The organism is Streptomyces sp. NPDC088097 (assembly GCF_044741845.1).
Lineage (GTDB): Bacteria > Actinomycetota > Actinomycetes > Streptomycetales > Streptomycetaceae > Streptomyces.
In genome coordinates this window covers 302,111-317,044 of sequence record NZ_JBIUTJ010000003.1, presented here as the reverse complement: position 1 = coordinate 317,044, position 14,934 = coordinate 302,111, and the positions used below count along the sequence as shown (strand labels likewise).

Below are 14,934 nucleotides of genomic sequence, written 5' to 3'. Positions count from 1 at the left end.
CCCCGGAGGGCCGCCGCGACCAGAACGGGCCAATCCGGCGCGCGCGGCGGCCGGTCCCGCAGCATGGGGGCCATGACCGACAGCACGATCGACTACACCCTCTACATCCAGGCCGACCCCGCCCGGGTCTGGCAGGCCCTCACCGAGCCGGCCTTCACCCGGCGCTACTGGGGCCTGAGCTTCGAGACCGACTGGGCGGTGGGCTCGCCGATGTCGTGGGTCGAACGGGGGGCCCGCACCAGCGACCCCGAGCAGGTGGTCCTGGACTGCGTCCCCGACCGCCGGCTCTCGTACACCTGGCACACCTTCACCCCGCGGTGGGCCGCCTCCGCCGGGATCTCCGAGGAGGTGCGGGCCGAGCTGGCCCGCGAGCCGCGCACCCGGGTCACGTACGAGATCGAGCCGGTCGGGGACACCCTCGCCCGGCTGACCATCCGCCACGAGGGGTTCGCCCCCGGAGGCACCCTCGTCACCATGTGCCGCCGGGCCTGGCCGATGCTCGCCTCCAGCCTCAAGACCCTGCTGGAGACGGGGGCCCCGCTCCCGGAGCCCGGACCGGAGCCGGAACAGGGCACGGGCGGCTACGAGACCCACCGGCCCTGACGCGCGATCCACCGGCCCTGACACGAGACCCACCGGGCCCGAGCGCGATCCACCGGGCCCGAGCGCGATCCACCGCGCCTGACGCGCGACCCGCCGAAGCCGCCCTCCCGCCCTCCCGGCCGCGGCCGGGAGGCTTGCGAGACGCCCCGGCCGGCCCACCCGCACCACCCGAGCGGCACCCCTGGGCACCACCCGTTCACCCCCGTCGTGTGGAATGGGGTCATGGGGAGACGCGAGCACCAGACGAGCCGGGCCTCGGGGAGCGCCCAGGCCCACCCGAAGGGGACACCGTTCCCGGAGACCGGTCCGGAGGGCCACTGGCGGTACTTCCGCCACCTCGACCGGCTCGACGCGATCTCCGTCGACCCCGACGCCGGCCCGGCGGAGGAGGCCGGGGCGGTCGCGGTCGTCCTGCGCGACCCCGACCCCGTGATGGCGGAGAGCGCCGTGGTCACCCACCTCGACCGGCGCGCCGTCCGGCTGGCGCCCGGCGCGGAGTTCGCCGCCTGGGCCCGCGCACTGGGCCCCGTGCTCGACGGTCGGGAGTTCCCGGCCCGCCGCCTGCACGAGTGGACCCTGCTCCACGCGATCGGCGGGGGCGCCGGCTGGTCCCCGGCCGATCTCACCGCCGCCTCCGACTGGTGCCAGCGCACCGCCGCCCACACCCTGGCCGACCTCGGGGCCCTGACCCTCCTGGCCGGCTCCGCCCGCACCCACCGCGTACGCCAGACCGCGGCCCAGCGGCTGCGCCGCGCCGCCGTCTGACCCCCCGGAGGCCGCGCGCGGCGGTCAGCCGCCCGCCGCCGGGGTGCGCCGCACGACCGTGCCCCGTTCATCGGCCTCCAGGGAGGCGGAGCCCTTCGGCCCGGTCACGCCCACCCTGAGGACGAGCGGGCCCGTCAGGCGCTCGGCTGTCACCTGCCAGGTCTGGACGGGGCCCGTGCCCAGGGTGGTCCTGGCCTCCTCGACCAGGGCGGGGATGCGTTCGTAGGGCAGGGAGCGCGGGTCGAAGCGCGGGGCAGGCATGCCGGTGGGGGCGAACACCACCGACAGGAGCTTGTCCTGCACGACCACCGTGAGCGCCTCGTCCGGGCTCCCGCTGGCGCCGTCGGAGCCCTTCTCCTCGGTGAGGTCCTCGATGGAGCCGCGCAGCCGGTCCTGGTCGAGCATGGACTGGCCGGGTCCGAGGAGCACCGTCCCCGAGCCCGAGGAGGTGACCGTGGTGGAGGTGGACGAGGAGACGGACGGCTGTGGCGCGGAGGGCGGCCGCGCTGTGTCCCGCGGCGCGAGGAGTTCCGCGCGCAGCGGCAGGACGACGACGGCCGCGCCGACGAGCAGGCCGACGAGGAGCGCGAGGCCGTAGGCGCGGCCCTGGGGCGGCTCGCGCACCAGCGAGGACGGGGGAGCCGTGTCCACGCGGGCCCCGGCGGCCCGCTGCGTCCACTCGGGCGTCGGCCGACCGACGAGGCGGACCCGCCAGGGCCGGTCCACGGGGTGCTCGACCACCACGACCCCGCCCGGCCGGTAGCCGGGGAGCGCCACGAGGTTGACGTACGCGGTGATCGAGACCCGGTAGGCGGGGGCGTCGTCCGGGGCCACCGTCAGGTCGAACTCCACGGGTATGTCGCCCCCTTCGCCGTCGAGGGCGCGCAGCGACTCGATCCCCGCGAGGGCCGTGCGCTTGGCCACGGCCGCCTTCCGGGCCCGCGCCGGCGCACCGGCCAGTCGGCACAGGACGCCGTACACCACGGCCAGGACCGCACCCCCGACGATCACGGGGACGCTCTCCAGGACGAACCCGACGACGACGAGCGCCAAGGAGGCGCCGATCACCCCGGAGGTCACGAACCCCCGCAGGAGGGCGACCGGATGGTTGTGGGTGGGTCGCGGACGCGCGGGGCCCGTGGGGCTGGTCATGCCGGTGATTGTGTCCTGCCCGGGGGACGGCCGGAAGGGATTCGGCCCGCCCCGCATCCCCGCACACCGGTCCCGGACAAGGCGCCGGGGAGGGGTCGGGGAGGGGCCCGACGCGGTCAAGCGGAGGCATCGGCGCCGAACTACTCTCGTCAGACGTCCGTTCGAGGGCTTATGGTCCTCGTACCTGGCCGGGTAACAGCGCGTTGAACCGATGCCATTCCGCTGGAGGATGACTCTCCGTGTCGCACGTTTCACAGGCTCCCGTCACCACCCCGGACATCGAGCCCGCACCGACCGCCCCAGCCGAGCCGACCTCGTTCGGCCAGGTCAAGGGCTGGTTCTCGGCCTATGATCAGGTGATCTTCGACTGGTTCCTGACCCGCCAGAACGCCACTCCGGGAGCGTCGGGAGACCTCCTGGAGCTGGGGGTGTTCATGGGCAAGAGCGCCATCTTCCTCGCCGGGTACCTGCGGGAGGAGGAGCGCTTCACCGTGTGCGACCTCTTCGACTCACCGGCGCCCGACGACCACAACCTCGCGGAGATGCGGGACTCGTACCCGACCCTCACGCGCCGTGGCTTCGAGACGAACTACCTGGCCTTCCACGAGGCCCTGCCGACGGTCATCCAGGCCCCCACCTCCGTCGTCGCCGACCGGGTCCGGGCGGGCAGCTGCCGCTTCGTCCACATCGACGCCTCGCACCTGTACGAGCACGTCGTCCAGGACATCGCCTCCTCGCGGGCCGTCGCCACCCCCGACGCCGTCGTGGTCTTCGACGACTACCGCTCCGCCCACTGCCCCGGCGTCGCCGCCGCGGTCTGGGCGGCGGTGGCCGAGGGCGAGCTGTCGGTGATCGCCGTGTCCGCCTCGAAGCTGTACGCGACCTGGGGCGACCCCGCTCCCCACCAGGCGGCCCTGCTCGGCTGGCTGGAGGGCCGCACCGACCTGTGGCACGGCGTGGACGTGGTCGCGGGCCGTCCCCTGGTGCGCATCGGCGACGAAGGCGTCACCGCGCCCGCCGCGCCCCGCCTGCTGCGCCCCCCGGCCGCGGAGCCCGAGCCCGCCCCGGCGCCCGCTCCCGCCGCCAAGCCCGCTCCCCGGCCGGGAGTCCGTTGGCGCCGGCTGGCCAAGGACCTCCTGCCGCCGCTCGTCACCCGGACGATCGTGGCCCGCAAGCGCCGCCGCCGCGCCTGACGGAGCGGCTCCGTCGTCCGCGCCCCGGTGACGCCGGGGCACGGAGACGGGTCAGCCCGCCGGCCCCTTGCGGACGCGGGCCGCGCGGCGGGCCTCGGCGGTCTGCCGGGCCTCGATGGTCTTGCGGGACTCCTTGCCCTTGCCGGGGCGGCCCGGACGGGTGCCGATGCCCCGGAAGCCGAGGTCCGTGCCGCTGGGCCGACCCTTGGCATCGGTGGGCGCGGCGCCCGCCAGGGGCACCCCCGAAGGGGCCTTCGCGCCGGTGATCCGGCTCAGCGCCGCCTCACCGGAGCGGACCTGCGTGATGGTGGGCCGGATCTTCGCGTCGGCCATCAGCCGCACGATGTCGCGCCGCTGGTTCGGCGTGACCAGGGTGACGACCTTGCCCGACTCGCCCGCGCGCGCGGTGCGCCCGCCCCGGTGCAGGTAGTCCTTGCTGTCGGCCGGCGGGTCCACGTTCACGACCAGGTCGAGGTCGTCGATGTGGATGCCGCGCGCGGCGACGTTCGTCGCGACCAGCACCGAGACGAGACCGTCCTTGAACTGGCCCAGGGTCCGGGTGCGCTGCGGCTGCGATTTGCCGCTGTGCAGGCCCTCCGCCCGTACGCCCATCGCCCTCAGGTGCTTCACGAACTGGTCCACGCCGTGCTTGGTGTCGAGGAACATCAGCACCCGGCCCTCGCGCGCCGCGATCTCCGTCGCCGCCGAGACCTTGTCGGCCGCGTGGACGTGCAGCACGTGGTGGTCCATCGTGCCGACCGAGGCCGACTGCGGGTCGACCGAGTGCGAGACCGGGTCCTTGAGGTAGCGGCGCACGAGCTGGTCGACGTTGCGGTCCAGCGTGGCCGAGAACAGCATCCGCTGCCCCGCGTGGTGGACCTGGTCCAGGATCTCGGTGACCTGCGGCATGAAGCCCAGGTCGCACATCTGGTCCGCCTCGTCGAGGACGATGATTTTCACCCGCTCCAGGTGCACGTCCTTGCGCCCGACCAGGTCGCTGAGGCGACCCGGAGTGGCGATGACGACCTCGACCCCGGTGCGCAGGGCGCCGGACTGGCGGCCGATCGACAGCCCGCCGACCACCGTGGCCATCCGCAGGTCCAGGGCCCGCGCGTACGGGTCCAGGGCCTCGGTCACCTGCTGCGCGAGTTCGCGCGTCGGTACGAGGACGAGCGCGAGCGGCCGCTTCGGGTCCGCCCGCTGTCCCGCCGTGCGCGCGAGGAGGGCGAGGCCGAAGGCGAGGGTCTTGCCGGAGCCGGTCCGGCCGCGGCCGAGGATGTCGCGGCCGGCGAGGGAGTTCGGCAGGGTCGCGGCCTGGATCGGGAACGGCTCGCGCACCTCCTGGGCGGCCAGGGTCGTCACCAGCTCAGGGGGCAGGCCGAGTTCGTCGAACGAGGCCACGGGCGGCAGCGCCGGGGTGCCCGTACGGGGCACGGAGAACTCGCCCTGCGGACCGAGGGTGCGGGGGGTCTTCCCGGCACCCTTGCCACCGCCGGAACGGGTGCCCGGCTTGCTGCCTGCCTTGGCTCCGGCCTTGATGCCGAAGCGCCCATGAGCTGACGGGTTCTTCATGCAGAACCTTTCGTGAGGAGGACGTACGCGGGGCGGCGCACACGGGTCCGGACGACCGGACCACCGAAGGGCAGGGGAGCCGTCGAACGGCGAAGAGCCGGGGCCCGTACCGCTCGGTACGGGCCCCGGCTCTTCGTACACGTCCGTACGTCCACACGTCCGCACCGGGCGAAAGCGCCCCGCGCCGCAAGTTTCCGTCCCATTTTACCATCGGCGCGCGGTGCGACTAAGCGTTCGATCCGCCACGGTTGGCCGCGCCCGACGTGTGTTCCGAGTGACGGGTGGGCACTATCGAAACGGCCGCACGTGCGGCCCGCGTGGAACGTTGAGAAGGATCAGCACTGATGGCAACTGGCACCGTGAAGTGGTTCAACTCGGAGAAGGGATTCGGGTTCATCGAGCAGGACGGCGGAGGCCCCGACGTGTTCGTGCACTACTCCAACATCGCGTCGGGCGGGTTCAGGGAACTGCAGGAGGGCCAGAAGGTGACCTTCGACGTCACCCAGGGCCAGAAGGGCCCGCAGGCCGAGAACGTGTCCCCGTCCTGACCCGTCACCTTCACCGGGCCCGTTCGCCGAGGGCCCGCTTCACGAGGCCTGCCGCCCCGTGACCCGAGTCCCCGCCGGTCAGCCGGCGGGGGCTCGCGTGCGGTGGAGGGCCAGCAGCAGCGCCCAGATCAGGTCCGCCAGCTCCTCGGCGCCGCCCGGGACCAGGCCGTGCAGCCAGTCTGCGAGCACCCCCGTGAACGCCGACGCCACGGCCGAGGCCACCAGGTCCGGGTGCGGGGCGCCGACCGCCGCGCGCTCGGCGCGGGCCCGGGCGCGCAGCTCCCGGTGGAGCCGCTCCCCGAGCGGCCCGCCACCGCCCGGCAGGAGGAGGGCGCGGTAGAGGTCCGCGTGTTCCGCGACGTCGGTGAGGAAGTCGGCGAGGGCGGCCGGGGGGCGGGCCGGGGCGGTCGCGGCCGGACACGTCTGCCAGGCGTGCAGGGCGTCGACCGCCGCGTGCACCACGCCCGCGCAGGCGTCCACGGCGAGCGCCGGCAGGTCCTCGTAGTGCAGGTAGAAGGTGGCGCGGCCGACTCCGGCCCGCCGGACCACCGCCGAGACGCCGACCTGGGAGAGTTCCCGGCCCGCCGCGCACTCGGCGAGGAGCGCCTCGCGCAGTCTGGCCTTGGTGCGGGCCGTGCGCGGATCCCCGCTCACGCGGCGAGCAGGGCGGCGCCGAGCGCGAGCGCGCCGGGCAGGGCCTGGGCGAAGAGGATCCGCCGGTTCGCGGTGGCGGCCCCGTACAGCCCCGCGACGATCACGCAGACCAGGAAGAAGACCTGCGTGGCGAGGGAGTCGATGACCAGCCCCCACACCAGGCCGGCGGCCAGGAAGCCGTTGTAGAGCCCCTGGTTCGCGGCCAGCGGGGCGGTGAGGCGGGCGGTGGGGGCGTCGAACCCGGACAGGGCGCGCCCCTGGGGCCGCTCCCACAGGAACATCTCCAGGACCAGGAAGTACGCGTGCAGCGCGGCGACGAAGCCGACGAGAACCTGGGCGGCCGTGTGCACGGGCGTCTCCCTGAGTCGATGCGTGTGTGGGGCGGTGCGCGGGGCGGTCCGGGTGCCGGATGCGACCGAACCCCCTTAGTTCCTGGACAACTGTACAGGAACTAAGGGGGTTCGGGTCGCGCGCGGTGGGCCGCTCAGTCCTCCCCGAGGAACACGGCGGACACCGGGCAGGCCCGGGCGGCCTCCCGCAGCAGCGGGCTGCCGTGGCCGTCCTCGCGCCCCGGCAGCACCGCACCGAAGCCGTCCTCGTCCTGGGTGAACACCGCGGGAGCGGTGAGCGCGCATTGGCCGGCGCCGATGCACACGCTCTGGTCGACGGAGACCCTCATGCCGCTCACCAGGTCACGGGGAGTTCGATCATGCCCTGGATGGTGTCCCCGGGCTTGAAGGGGATCCGCTCCGGATCGGCCGCCAATCGCAGCCCCGGCAGCCGGGCGAAGAGGGTCCCGAGGGCGATCTCCATCTCGGCGCGGGCCAGGTTCTGGCCCAGGCACTGGTGGATGCCGAAGCCGAAGGCCAGGTGGTGGCGGGCCGGCCGGTGCCAGTCCAGCGTGTCGGGCTCCTCGAACACCGACTCGTCGCGGTTGATCACCGAGGTGGAGAAGACCACCCCGTCGTCCGGCCGGATCACGACCCCGCCGACCTCGATGTCCTCGGTGGCCACGCGCAACATCCCGTCGGCGATCGACAGGAAGCGCATCAGCTCCTCCACCGCCTCCGACATCAGGGCCGGGTCCGCCCGCAGCTCCTCCAACTGCTCGGGGTGGTTCAGCAGGGTGAAGGTGCCCAGCGAGATCATGTTCGCGGTGGTCTCGTGGCCCGCGATCAGCAGGATCGCCGCGAGCGAGGCGAGCTCCTCGACATCGGTCTCCCCGGTCTCCAGCCGACCGACCAACTCGTCCAGCAGCCCCTCGCCCGGCTCGGCGCGCTTGCGCAGGATCAGGCTCCGCAGGTAGTCGTCCAGTTCCTCGCGGGCCTCCTCCACGTCGGAGGCCTCGGGGCCGCGCAGCAGCCGGCGCGAGCGGCTCTCGAAGAACTCGTGGTCCTCGTAGGGGACCCCGAGCAGCGCGCAGATCACCATGGACGGCACCGGCAGCGCGAAGGCCCCGACCAGTTCCGCACCCGGACCCCGCTCCACCATCCGGTCGACGAGGCGGTCCACGGTCTCCTGGATCCGGGGCCGCAGGGCCGCCGTCCGCTTGACCGAGAAGCTCGGGATCAGCATCCGGCGCTGCGTGTTGTGCTCGGGGTCGTCCACCCCGAGCAGGGCGGTGCGCCGGTTCTGGAGGCCGCGGAACCTCCGGGTCGGGCTCGGGAAGGAGTCACGGGTCCGGTCGGTGGACAGCCGTCCGTCGGCCAGCAGCGCGCGCGCCTCGGCGTGGCCGGTGACGACCCACACGGAGCGGCCGTCGAAGAGGGTGACCCGGGAGAGAGGCCGACCCTCCCGTAGGGGTTGGTAGGCGGTCGGCGGGTGGTAGGGGCAGGTTCGGTCCTGCGGAAAGGCAACGGCTTCGGTCATGGGAATGCACCTCGCAAGCGATGGTTCCGTCTCGCCGGGATCCATTACATGCCTCAGGCACCTATCCCACCTATGCCACTTTCGGCCGGCCTGCCCGAGTTCACTCTCGGGGGCGTGCCGGACCCGTCAGAGGGGGGTGTCGAGGAACGGACCCGTCAGATGAGCGCGTCGAGGAAGGCGCGGAACTCCGCCGGGGGCAGCGGCCCCTCGTGGGTGGCCACCGCTTCCCCCGCGCGCAGCAGCACCACCGCCGGGGCGCCCGTGACCCCGTACCGGCGGGTCGTCGCGGGGCAGCGCGTGATGTCCGTACGGACCGCCGTCAGGCGACCCTCGTACTCCCGGGCCAGTTCCTCGACCGCGGCGTCCATCACCCGGCAGGACTCGACGGCCTTGGGCCAGGTCCCGATGAAATAGGCCAGAACCGGCCCCTCGGTCATCTCGACGATGAAGTCGAATTCCCGGTCCTCCAGCGGTCGGTGTACCCGACGGGTCATGGGTGGTGCTCCTCGGTCGTGCGCGCGTCTGTCGTGACCGTCAGCGTAGGTGGTTCCACCAAGGCGCGCCGACGCCCGGGGGGCCCGCGCGGAAGCCCTCCGGCGGATGCTGCAGAGTGCTCCCGGATCTGTAGGGCAGATGTCGGTGCTCAGGTATGTTGCGCACGGCCTTTACGGCGACCGGAGCCAAAAACCGCCGCATCTGCGGATCGGCATCCGGCGCTTCCGGAGGGGTCGGGCATGACGGTACGAAGGACGCGCGCGAGAGCGGCGGCGATCGGGGCGGTCATCGGGACGGGAGCGCTGCTGCTCGCCGGATGCGGCCAGGGCGCCGACGAGGGCAAGAACGCGGCCGCGCCGAGCGCCTCCGCCCCGGCCGCCGCGCCGGCGTCCGGCGGCCCCGCTGGGGCCACGGCCTCGCAGCCGCCACTGGCCCCCGGCCAGGTCCGCGTCGCCGGCGACGTCGCCAAGCCGTACACCCTGACCCTCGCCGACCTGCGCAAGCTCCCGCAGACCTCGGCCGCCGTGAAGTTCACCAGCGCCAAGGGCGAACAGGAGCACACCTACCAGGGCGTCCTGCTCGACGACGACTGAAGACCGCCGAGCCGCGCTTCGACCAGAGCAAGAAGAACGGCCAACTGCGCGGCTTCGTCTCCGCCACCGGCGGCGGCGACCACCGGACCGTCTTCGCCTGGGCCGAGATCGACCCGGGCTTCGCCAAGTCCCAGGTGCTGCTGGCCGTCTCCGAGGACGGCGTGGCCTTCGACGACGCCGCCGGCCCCCGGCTGGTCGTCCCCCAGGACACCAAGGGCGGCCGCTACGTCTCCGAGCTGAACCAGCTGTGGGTCGGGGTGGTCGACCCGGTGGTCGACGGTGCGAAGTGACGGCCGGCTCCGAGGGGCGCCCGCCGCGGCGGCGCGCCCTGCTCGGCGCCGGGGGCCTGGCCGCCCTCGCCGCGGGCGCGGCCCTGGCTGTCGGGACGCGGGACGTCGGGACGCGGGACGGGGAGGCGCCGGCGAAGGGCGCCCCGCCGGCCGGGACCCCCTTCCACGGCCCCCACCAGGCGGGGATCCTGACCCCGCGCCGGTCGCACGCCCACCTCGCCGGCTTCGATCTGCTGCCCGGCGTCGACCGGGACGGGGCGGTGACCCTGCTGAAGGCCTGGACCACCGCCGCCGAGCGGATGACCCGGGGCGAGTCGCCCGGCGCGGCCGAGGCCGACACCGGGACGGCCCTCGGGGCCGGCCCCGCCGGACTGACCGTCACCCTCGCCTTCGGGGCGGGCTTCTTCGACCGGCTCGGGATGTCCGCCGCCCGCCCCGAGGCCCTGGCGCCGCTGCCCGCCTTCCCCGACGACCGGCTCGATCCCGCCCGTGGCGGCGGCGACCTCTTCCTCCAGACCTCCGCCGACGACCCCTTCGTCGCCGTCCACGCCCTGCGCGCCCTCCAGCGCCTGACCCGGGGCGCGGCCGGCCCCCGTTGGTCGATGACCGGCTTCACCGGGGCGTCCGGAGGGGCCGGCACCCACCGCAACCTCATGGGTCAGCTCGACGGCACCGCCAACCCGGACCCCGTCGTGGACCCCACCCGGCTCCCGCGCGTCCTCGTCACGGGCCCGGGCGCTCCGGCCTGGGCGGACGGCGGCTCGTACGTGGTCGTACGCCGGATCCGGATGCTCCTGGACCACTGGGAGGGGCTGCCCGCGCAACACCGGGAGCAGGCCGTCGGTCGGCGCGTGGCCGACGGGGCGCCCTTGACGGGAGGCACCGAGCACACTCCGGTGGACCTGGACGCCGCCCGCCCCGACGGTGTCCCGGTCATCGCGACGAACGCCCACATCCGGCCGGCCGCGCCCCGCACCAACTCCGGGGCCACGATGCTGCGGCGCGGCTGGTCGTTCGGGCCCGGCCCGATGTCAGTGCCGGCTGTGAAGCTGGGGCCATGGACGACAGGATGCTGCGCCGTCGGGTCTACGGCGCCGACCACGAGGACCCCGATCCGGGCCCGCGACCCGGCCACGTCTACGGCGAGCTGGTGGGCGGCCCGCTCGACGGTCTCCTGCTCGACGTCACCGGCTGGAGCGCCGCACAACTGGCCGAGGAGGCCCGGCTGCCCACCGAGATAGGGCGCTACGGTCCCGGCGGCCGCGCCCACTACCGCCGCCGGGCCGTCGATCCGGGTCACTGGGACTGGACCGGCGACAGCAGGTAGGCCCGGGGGCGCGGCCCTCCCGGGGGAGGCGGGGTCAGGACGCGGCGGAGCGGCTGACGCCGCGCGCCCACAGGACCAGCGGGACCTGGAGCGGCAGCCGGGCGATCGCGGCCGCCCGGAAGCCGGGGGAGCGGCGTCCGGAATCGAGGGCCATCTTCACGTTCGCCGGGAAGACGCCGACGAAGAAGGCGGCCGTGGCCAGCGCGGCCACCCGGCGGGTCCTCGGGTGGGCCACACCGGCGGCGAGGGCCAGCTCCACGGCGCCGCTCACGTAGGTCCACTGGCGCGGGGTGCCGGGCAGGGACCGGGGGACGATGGCGTCGAACTGCTTCGGCGCGACCGTGTGCGCGACGCCGGCGCCGGCCAGGAGGCCGGCGAGCAGCAGCGGGGACGAGGGGGTGCGGGGCATCGGGGATCCTCTCGAAGGGCCTGGGATCCGCGATCCTACTCGCCAGTAGCTCCGGCGGGGACCCCTTCGGAGCGGTCCGCGCGACCGGCCGCGCGCCCGTCCGGTGGCCGCCCGCGAAGATTCTTCGAAGAATCTTCGCGGGAGCTGTCGATCCGAGCCCCTCCCGTTCGACGCAGGGGTGAGAGGCGGGGGAGGTCCCCGCCCTCCCGACCGAGGAGTCACCATGCCGCGCTTCCTGACCCTGATCCGCATCAACGAGCAGAACCTGCCCCCCGAGGAGTTCCCGGCCGACTTCGAGCAGCGCATGGGCGCCCTCCTGGAGGAGATCACCAAGGCCGGCGTCATGCTCGACACCGCCGGACTGCTGCCGACCTCCGAGGCGACCCGCATCGACTGGTCCGGCGGCCGGATCGGCTTCACCGACGGCCCCTTCACCGAGACCAAGGAGGTCGTCGGCGGCTACTCCCTGATCCAGTGCAAGGACAAGGCCGAAGCCCTCGAATGGACCAAGCGGTTCCTGGAGATCCACCCGGCGAGCTGGAACGTCGGCGCCGAGGTCCGCGAGATCCAGGAGATGTGATCCGGCGGCGCCCCCGCGCCGCGTTTGCCCTGCCACGTCACGGCTGCTCTGATGGGTGGCCGTGACGGCAGTGAGTACGGCCCAGGCGGTCGAAGCGGTGTTCAGGATCGAGTACGCACGGATCATCGCAGGGGTCACGCGCGTGGTCCGCGACGTCGGCATCGCCGAGGAACTCGCCCAGGACGCGCTCGTCGCCGCCCTGGAGCAGTGGCCGCGCACCGGAGTCCCCGACCGGCCCGGAGCCTGGCTCACGGCCGCCGCCAAGAACCGGGCCGTCGACCTGGTGCGCCGCAAGGAGACCTACGCCCGCAAGCTCGCCGAGGTCGGCCGCACCCTGGAGGACGTGCCACCGCCCGAGGAGCCGGCGGACCCCGACGACATCGACGACGACCTGCTCCGCCTCGTCTTCACCGCCTGCCATCCCGTCCTGGCCACCGAGGCCCGCATCGCCCTCACCCTCCGGCTGGTCTGCGGGCTCACCACCCAGGAGATCGCCCGCGCCCACCTCGCCTCCGAACCGACCGTCGCCCAGCGCGTGGTCCGCGCCAAAAGGACCCTCGCCAAGGCGGGGGTGCCCTTCGAGGTCCCGTACGGAGCCGACCGGGAGCAACGCCTCGCCTCCGTCCTGGAGGTCATCTACCTCGTCTTCAACGAGGGTTACGCCGCCACCGCCGGAGACGACCTCCTGCGCCCGGCCCTCTGTGAGGACGCCCTGCGCCTGGCCCGGTTGCTGACCGCGCTGATGCCCGCCGAACGGGAGGTCCACGGGCTGTGCGCGCTGCTGGAGTTCCAGGCCTCCCGCACCGCCGCCCGCACCGGGCCCGAGGGGGAGCCGGTGCTGCTCGCCGACCAGAACCGCTCCCGCTGGAACCGGCTCCTGATCCGGCGCGGCGTCGAGGCCCTGGGACGGGCCGGAGCCGGCCCCTACTCCCTCCAGGCCGCCATCGCGGGCTGCCACGCGGCTGCCGTTCGGTACGAGGACACCGACTGGGCGGCCATCGCCCTGCTCTACGGCAGGCTCGTGCGGCTGGTGCCCTCACCCGTGGTCGAGCTCAACCGGGCCGTCGCCGTGTCGATGGCGGACGGGCCCGCGGCGGCCCTGCCCCTGGTCGACGCCCTCGCGGCCGCCCCCGCCCTGCGCTCCTACCACCTGCTGCCGAGCGTACGGGGAGACCTGCTGGAGCGGCTCGGGCGCGGACCCGAGGCCCGCGCCGAGTTCGAGAGGGCGGCCTCCCTCACCCGCAACGCCCGCGAACGGGACCTGCTGCTCGGCCGCGCCGCCGGGCTCGGGGAGATCAGCCCCTGACCGGAGCGTGCTCCCGCGACTGTCGCGGCGAGGTGAGGGCGACCGGCCGGCGGAAGCCGCCCGAGCGCGAGACGCTCCGCACGGTGTGGCGCAGGGCCTCCTGGAAGTCCCCCATCGTGCGGCGGGCGGCGGCGGTGTCCACGTAGATGGAGTTCATGTGCAGCCCCTCGGCGTCCCGCTGGAACCAGGAGCAGGCCCCGTTCGCCCGCGCCGACCACACGTGGGTGGCGGGCCGCCACTCCCGGTGCCGCTCCGCGCCGGCGATCTTGCGCATGTCGATGTACGAGAAGAAGTTCACCGGGTACGGCCATGACCGCGCGGCGAACTCCTCGGGCGCCAGCAGCTCCCAGGCCCGGACGAACGGCACGTCGATGTGGCCGATCATCTCCCGGAACCCGTCCCGCACCCCGGCCACGACCTGGGCGAAGTCCAGGCCCGGTGAGGCGTCGAACTCGATCGGCATCGTGTTCACGAACCAGCCCACGGCATCGTTCCAGGCACCCCGCCCCCGCTCGCTGACCGGCATGAACCCCCGGTAGACCCCCGGGCCGCCGGCCTCGCGCAGACAGACGGCCACCGAACCCAGCACCCCCATGAAGGGCTTCGCACCGGCCGCCAGACAGGTCTTCTCGAACACCTCCGCCTCGGCGGCGTCGAGCAGCGAGGAGGCCTCGTTGATGATCGGGTACATCCGGCCGGGCTCCACACCGAGGTCCAACGGGAAGCGAGGGAAGAACTCGCCGTTGCCCGCGATGAACGACTTCCAGTAGCCGAGACGTTCGTCGTCGGCGCCGATGGAGAGGTAGCGGCGGCGCTGTTCCTCGGCGAAGTCCAGATAGCTGGGGGCGGGCTCCGGCGAGAGGTCCTCGCCGCGCAGCAGGGCCTCGTAGGCGTCCTGCACCTCGCGCAGCACGATCGGCATCGACATGCCGTCGCAGACGATGTGGTCGAAGGCGAGGTAGACGGTCGCCGAGTCCGGGCGCACCACCGCGCCCATGGTGAACAGCGGCCACGCCAGGGTGTCGATGCTCCGCTTGAACCGGTCGACCAGGAAGTCGCGGACCTGCTCGGATTCGACGAAGGAGGCGATCTCCCGTGGCTCCAAGGTCAGTTCGCCCACGGGCAGGGGCTCGCAGGCCAACTCCCCGGCCAGCCGCCGGAACTCGCAGCGCAGCACCTCGTGCCGCTCGACGAAGGCCAGCAGGGCCCGGGTCAGGGCGGCCTCGTCGAGTGCGCCGTCCACCTCGAAGGTCAGGGCCAGCCAGGACGCGACCGGGTCCTCGGCGTCGCGGCTCTCCTCGGCGACGGTGAAGTGCTTGTCCTGGTTGAAGGAGGCCCTCCTGCCCGGAGCGTCGCCCGGACCCGGTGCCGGGCCCGGCCCGGAACCCTGCCCGGAACCCTGTTCGGGAACCCGGTCCGGGGTCGGGGCGGTGGGCGCCGCGGGCCGGGTGGCCGCCGTGGACCGCAACCGCCACTCGACCACGCGCCCCGGCGCCACGTGACGCATCTCCAGAGGAAACTGCCGCATTCCGTCATCCCTTCGACCCCCGAGTCAACCCCGAGCGCCTAACGACACCC

Annotated in this window: 18 protein-coding genes and 1 pseudogene; 10 read left to right on the top strand and 9 right to left on the bottom strand. The window is 73.9% G+C overall.

The features are described from left to right. Positions 1-72 precede the first annotated feature (72 nt). Positions 73-603: an SRPBCC family protein gene (locus tag ACIOD1_RS11470; protein WP_365612096.1), complete on the top strand. Its 531-nt coding sequence runs from the start codon at positions 73-75 to the stop codon at positions 601-603. 222 nt (positions 604-825) lie between these two features. Continuing rightward, entirely contained in the window at positions 826-1,368 is a 543-nt protein-coding gene (locus ACIOD1_RS11465; RefSeq protein ID WP_401901690.1) for a hypothetical protein, read from the top strand. A gap of 24 nt (positions 1,369-1,392) precedes the next feature. Here ACIOD1_RS11465 and ACIOD1_RS11460 read toward each other — a convergent pair whose 3' ends face one another. Continuing rightward, entirely contained in the window at positions 1,393-2,520 is a 1,128-nt protein-coding gene (locus tag ACIOD1_RS11460; RefSeq protein ID WP_401901689.1) for a hypothetical protein, read from the bottom strand. A gap of 278 nt (positions 2,521-2,798) precedes the next feature. Between ACIOD1_RS11460 and ACIOD1_RS11455 the strand changes: the two genes are divergently transcribed. Beyond that, the gene (locus ACIOD1_RS11455; protein ID WP_365613356.1) at positions 2,799-3,713 is read left to right on the top strand and encodes a class I SAM-dependent methyltransferase; all 915 of its coding nucleotides are present in this window, start codon (positions 2,799-2,801) and stop codon (positions 3,711-3,713) included. A 51-nt stretch (positions 3,714-3,764) separates the two neighbouring features. On the opposite strand, the gene ACIOD1_RS11450 is transcribed toward ACIOD1_RS11455, so the two are convergent. Further along, the gene (locus ACIOD1_RS11450) at positions 3,765-5,285 is read right to left on the bottom strand and encodes a DEAD/DEAH box helicase (protein WP_365612105.1); all 1,521 of its coding nucleotides are present in this window, start codon (positions 5,283-5,285) and stop codon (positions 3,765-3,767) included. Between the two features lie 344 nt (positions 5,286-5,629). Between ACIOD1_RS11450 and ACIOD1_RS11445 the strand changes: the two genes are divergently transcribed. Continuing rightward, entirely contained in the window at positions 5,630-5,833 is a 204-nt protein-coding gene (locus ACIOD1_RS11445; protein ID WP_365612108.1) for a cold-shock protein, read from the top strand. 78 nt (positions 5,834-5,911) lie between these two features. Here ACIOD1_RS11445 and ACIOD1_RS11440 read toward each other — a convergent pair whose 3' ends face one another. The 5 genes from ACIOD1_RS11440 to ACIOD1_RS11420 form a co-directional block, all read right to left on the bottom strand. Next, positions 5,912-6,487, bottom strand: a complete 576-nt coding sequence (locus ACIOD1_RS11440; protein WP_401901686.1) for a TetR/AcrR family transcriptional regulator — start codon at positions 6,485-6,487, stop codon at positions 5,912-5,914. Beyond that, a complete protein-coding gene (locus ACIOD1_RS11435) occupies positions 6,484-6,837 on the bottom strand; it encodes a DUF1304 domain-containing protein (RefSeq protein ID WP_365612114.1) in 354 nt (117 codons plus the stop codon). The genes ACIOD1_RS11440 and ACIOD1_RS11435 overlap by 4 nt, the downstream gene beginning before the upstream one ends. A 134-nt stretch (positions 6,838-6,971) precedes the next feature. Then, positions 6,972-7,166: a ferredoxin gene (locus tag ACIOD1_RS11430; RefSeq protein WP_401901684.1), complete on the bottom strand. Its 195-nt coding sequence runs from the start codon at positions 7,164-7,166 to the stop codon at positions 6,972-6,974. Positions 7,167-7,171: 5 nt separating this feature from the next. Then, complete coding sequence (locus ACIOD1_RS11425; RefSeq protein ID WP_365612120.1) at positions 7,172-8,356, bottom strand: cytochrome P450; 1,185 nt, start codon at positions 8,354-8,356, stop codon at positions 7,172-7,174. 155 nt (positions 8,357-8,511) lie between these two features. Beyond that, on the bottom strand, positions 8,512-8,850 hold the full coding sequence (locus ACIOD1_RS11420) for a thioredoxin domain-containing protein (RefSeq protein ID WP_365612123.1): 339 nt from the start codon (positions 8,848-8,850) through the stop codon (positions 8,512-8,514). Between the two features lie 240 nt (positions 8,851-9,090). Between ACIOD1_RS11420 and ACIOD1_RS11415 the strand changes: the two genes are divergently transcribed. The 4 genes and pseudogenes from ACIOD1_RS11415 to ACIOD1_RS11400 all read left to right on the top strand — a co-directional run bounded on the left by ACIOD1_RS11415 (position 9,091) and on the right by ACIOD1_RS11400 (position 11,061). Beyond that, positions 9,091-9,444, top strand: coding sequence for a hypothetical protein (locus tag ACIOD1_RS11415; protein ID WP_365612126.1), 354 nt, complete (start codon positions 9,091-9,093; stop codon positions 9,442-9,444). Between the two features lie 134 nt (positions 9,445-9,578). Continuing rightward, positions 9,579-9,734 (top strand): hypothetical protein, encoded by a 156-nt coding sequence (locus ACIOD1_RS11410; protein ID WP_365612129.1) that lies wholly within the window; start codon positions 9,579-9,581, stop codon positions 9,732-9,734. Continuing rightward, positions 9,692-10,699: pseudogene (locus tag ACIOD1_RS11405) on the top strand (Dyp-type peroxidase); the annotation flags it as partial. The gene ACIOD1_RS11410 and the pseudogene ACIOD1_RS11405, both read left to right, overlap by 43 nt. Before the next feature lie 92 nt (positions 10,700-10,791). Then, complete coding sequence (locus ACIOD1_RS11400) at positions 10,792-11,061, top strand: hypothetical protein (protein ID WP_365612132.1); 270 nt, start codon at positions 10,792-10,794, stop codon at positions 11,059-11,061. Positions 11,062-11,095: 34 nt separating this feature from the next. On the opposite strand, the gene ACIOD1_RS11395 is transcribed toward ACIOD1_RS11400, so the two are convergent. Continuing rightward, positions 11,096-11,470, bottom strand: a complete 375-nt coding sequence (locus ACIOD1_RS11395; RefSeq protein ID WP_401901682.1) for a hypothetical protein — start codon at positions 11,468-11,470, stop codon at positions 11,096-11,098. 223 nt (positions 11,471-11,693) lie between these two features. Between ACIOD1_RS11395 and ACIOD1_RS11390 the strand changes: the two genes are divergently transcribed. Both ACIOD1_RS11390 and ACIOD1_RS11385 read left to right on the top strand, forming a co-directional pair. Continuing rightward, positions 11,694-12,050 (top strand): YciI family protein, encoded by a 357-nt coding sequence (locus tag ACIOD1_RS11390; RefSeq protein ID WP_365612138.1) that lies wholly within the window; start codon positions 11,694-11,696, stop codon positions 12,048-12,050. A 70-nt stretch (positions 12,051-12,120) separates the two neighbouring features. Then, a complete protein-coding gene (locus ACIOD1_RS11385) occupies positions 12,121-13,356 on the top strand; it encodes a DUF6596 domain-containing protein (protein WP_365613358.1) in 1,236 nt (411 codons plus the stop codon). Here ACIOD1_RS11385 and ACIOD1_RS11380 read toward each other — a convergent pair. Then, positions 13,346-14,884, bottom strand: coding sequence for a condensation domain-containing protein (locus ACIOD1_RS11380; protein WP_401901681.1), 1,539 nt, complete (start codon positions 14,882-14,884; stop codon positions 13,346-13,348). The genes ACIOD1_RS11385 and ACIOD1_RS11380 overlap by 11 nt on opposite strands. Positions 14,885-14,934 lie beyond the last annotated feature (50 nt).

Bases quoted from the DNA above. Each gene is read 5' to 3' on its own strand.
- ACIOD1_RS11470 (WP_365612096.1), top strand. From the start codon at position 73: ATGACCGACAGCACGATCGACTACACCCTCTACATCCAGGCCGACCCC.
- ACIOD1_RS11465 (WP_401901690.1), top strand. From the start codon at position 826: ATGGGGAGACGCGAGCACCAGACGAGCCGGGCCTCGGGGAGCGCCCAG.
- ACIOD1_RS11460 (WP_401901689.1), bottom strand. From the start codon at position 2,520: ATGACCAGCCCCACGGGCCCCGCGCGTCCGCGACCCACCCACAACCAT.
- ACIOD1_RS11450 (WP_365612105.1), bottom strand. From the start codon at position 5,285: ATGAAGAACCCGTCAGCTCATGGGCGCTTCGGCATCAAGGCCGGAGCC.
- ACIOD1_RS11445 (WP_365612108.1), top strand. From the start codon at position 5,630: ATGGCAACTGGCACCGTGAAGTGGTTCAACTCGGAGAAGGGATTCGGG.
- ACIOD1_RS11430 (WP_401901684.1), bottom strand. From the start codon at position 7,166: ATGAGGGTCTCCGTCGACCAGAGCGTGTGCATCGGCGCCGGCCAATGC.
- ACIOD1_RS11425 (WP_365612120.1), bottom strand. From the start codon at position 8,356: ATGACCGAAGCCGTTGCCTTTCCGCAGGACCGAACCTGCCCCTACCAC.
- ACIOD1_RS11420 (WP_365612123.1), bottom strand. From the start codon at position 8,850: ATGACCCGTCGGGTACACCGACCGCTGGAGGACCGGGAATTCGACTTC.
- ACIOD1_RS11415 (WP_365612126.1), top strand. From the start codon at position 9,091: ATGACGGTACGAAGGACGCGCGCGAGAGCGGCGGCGATCGGGGCGGTC.
- ACIOD1_RS11400 (WP_365612132.1), top strand. From the start codon at position 10,792: ATGGACGACAGGATGCTGCGCCGTCGGGTCTACGGCGCCGACCACGAG.
- ACIOD1_RS11395 (WP_401901682.1), bottom strand. From the start codon at position 11,470: ATGCCCCGCACCCCCTCGTCCCCGCTGCTGCTCGCCGGCCTCCTGGCC.
- ACIOD1_RS11390 (WP_365612138.1), top strand. From the start codon at position 11,694: ATGCCGCGCTTCCTGACCCTGATCCGCATCAACGAGCAGAACCTGCCC.
- ACIOD1_RS11380 (WP_401901681.1), bottom strand. From the start codon at position 14,884: ATGCGGCAGTTTCCTCTGGAGATGCGTCACGTGGCGCCGGGGCGCGTG.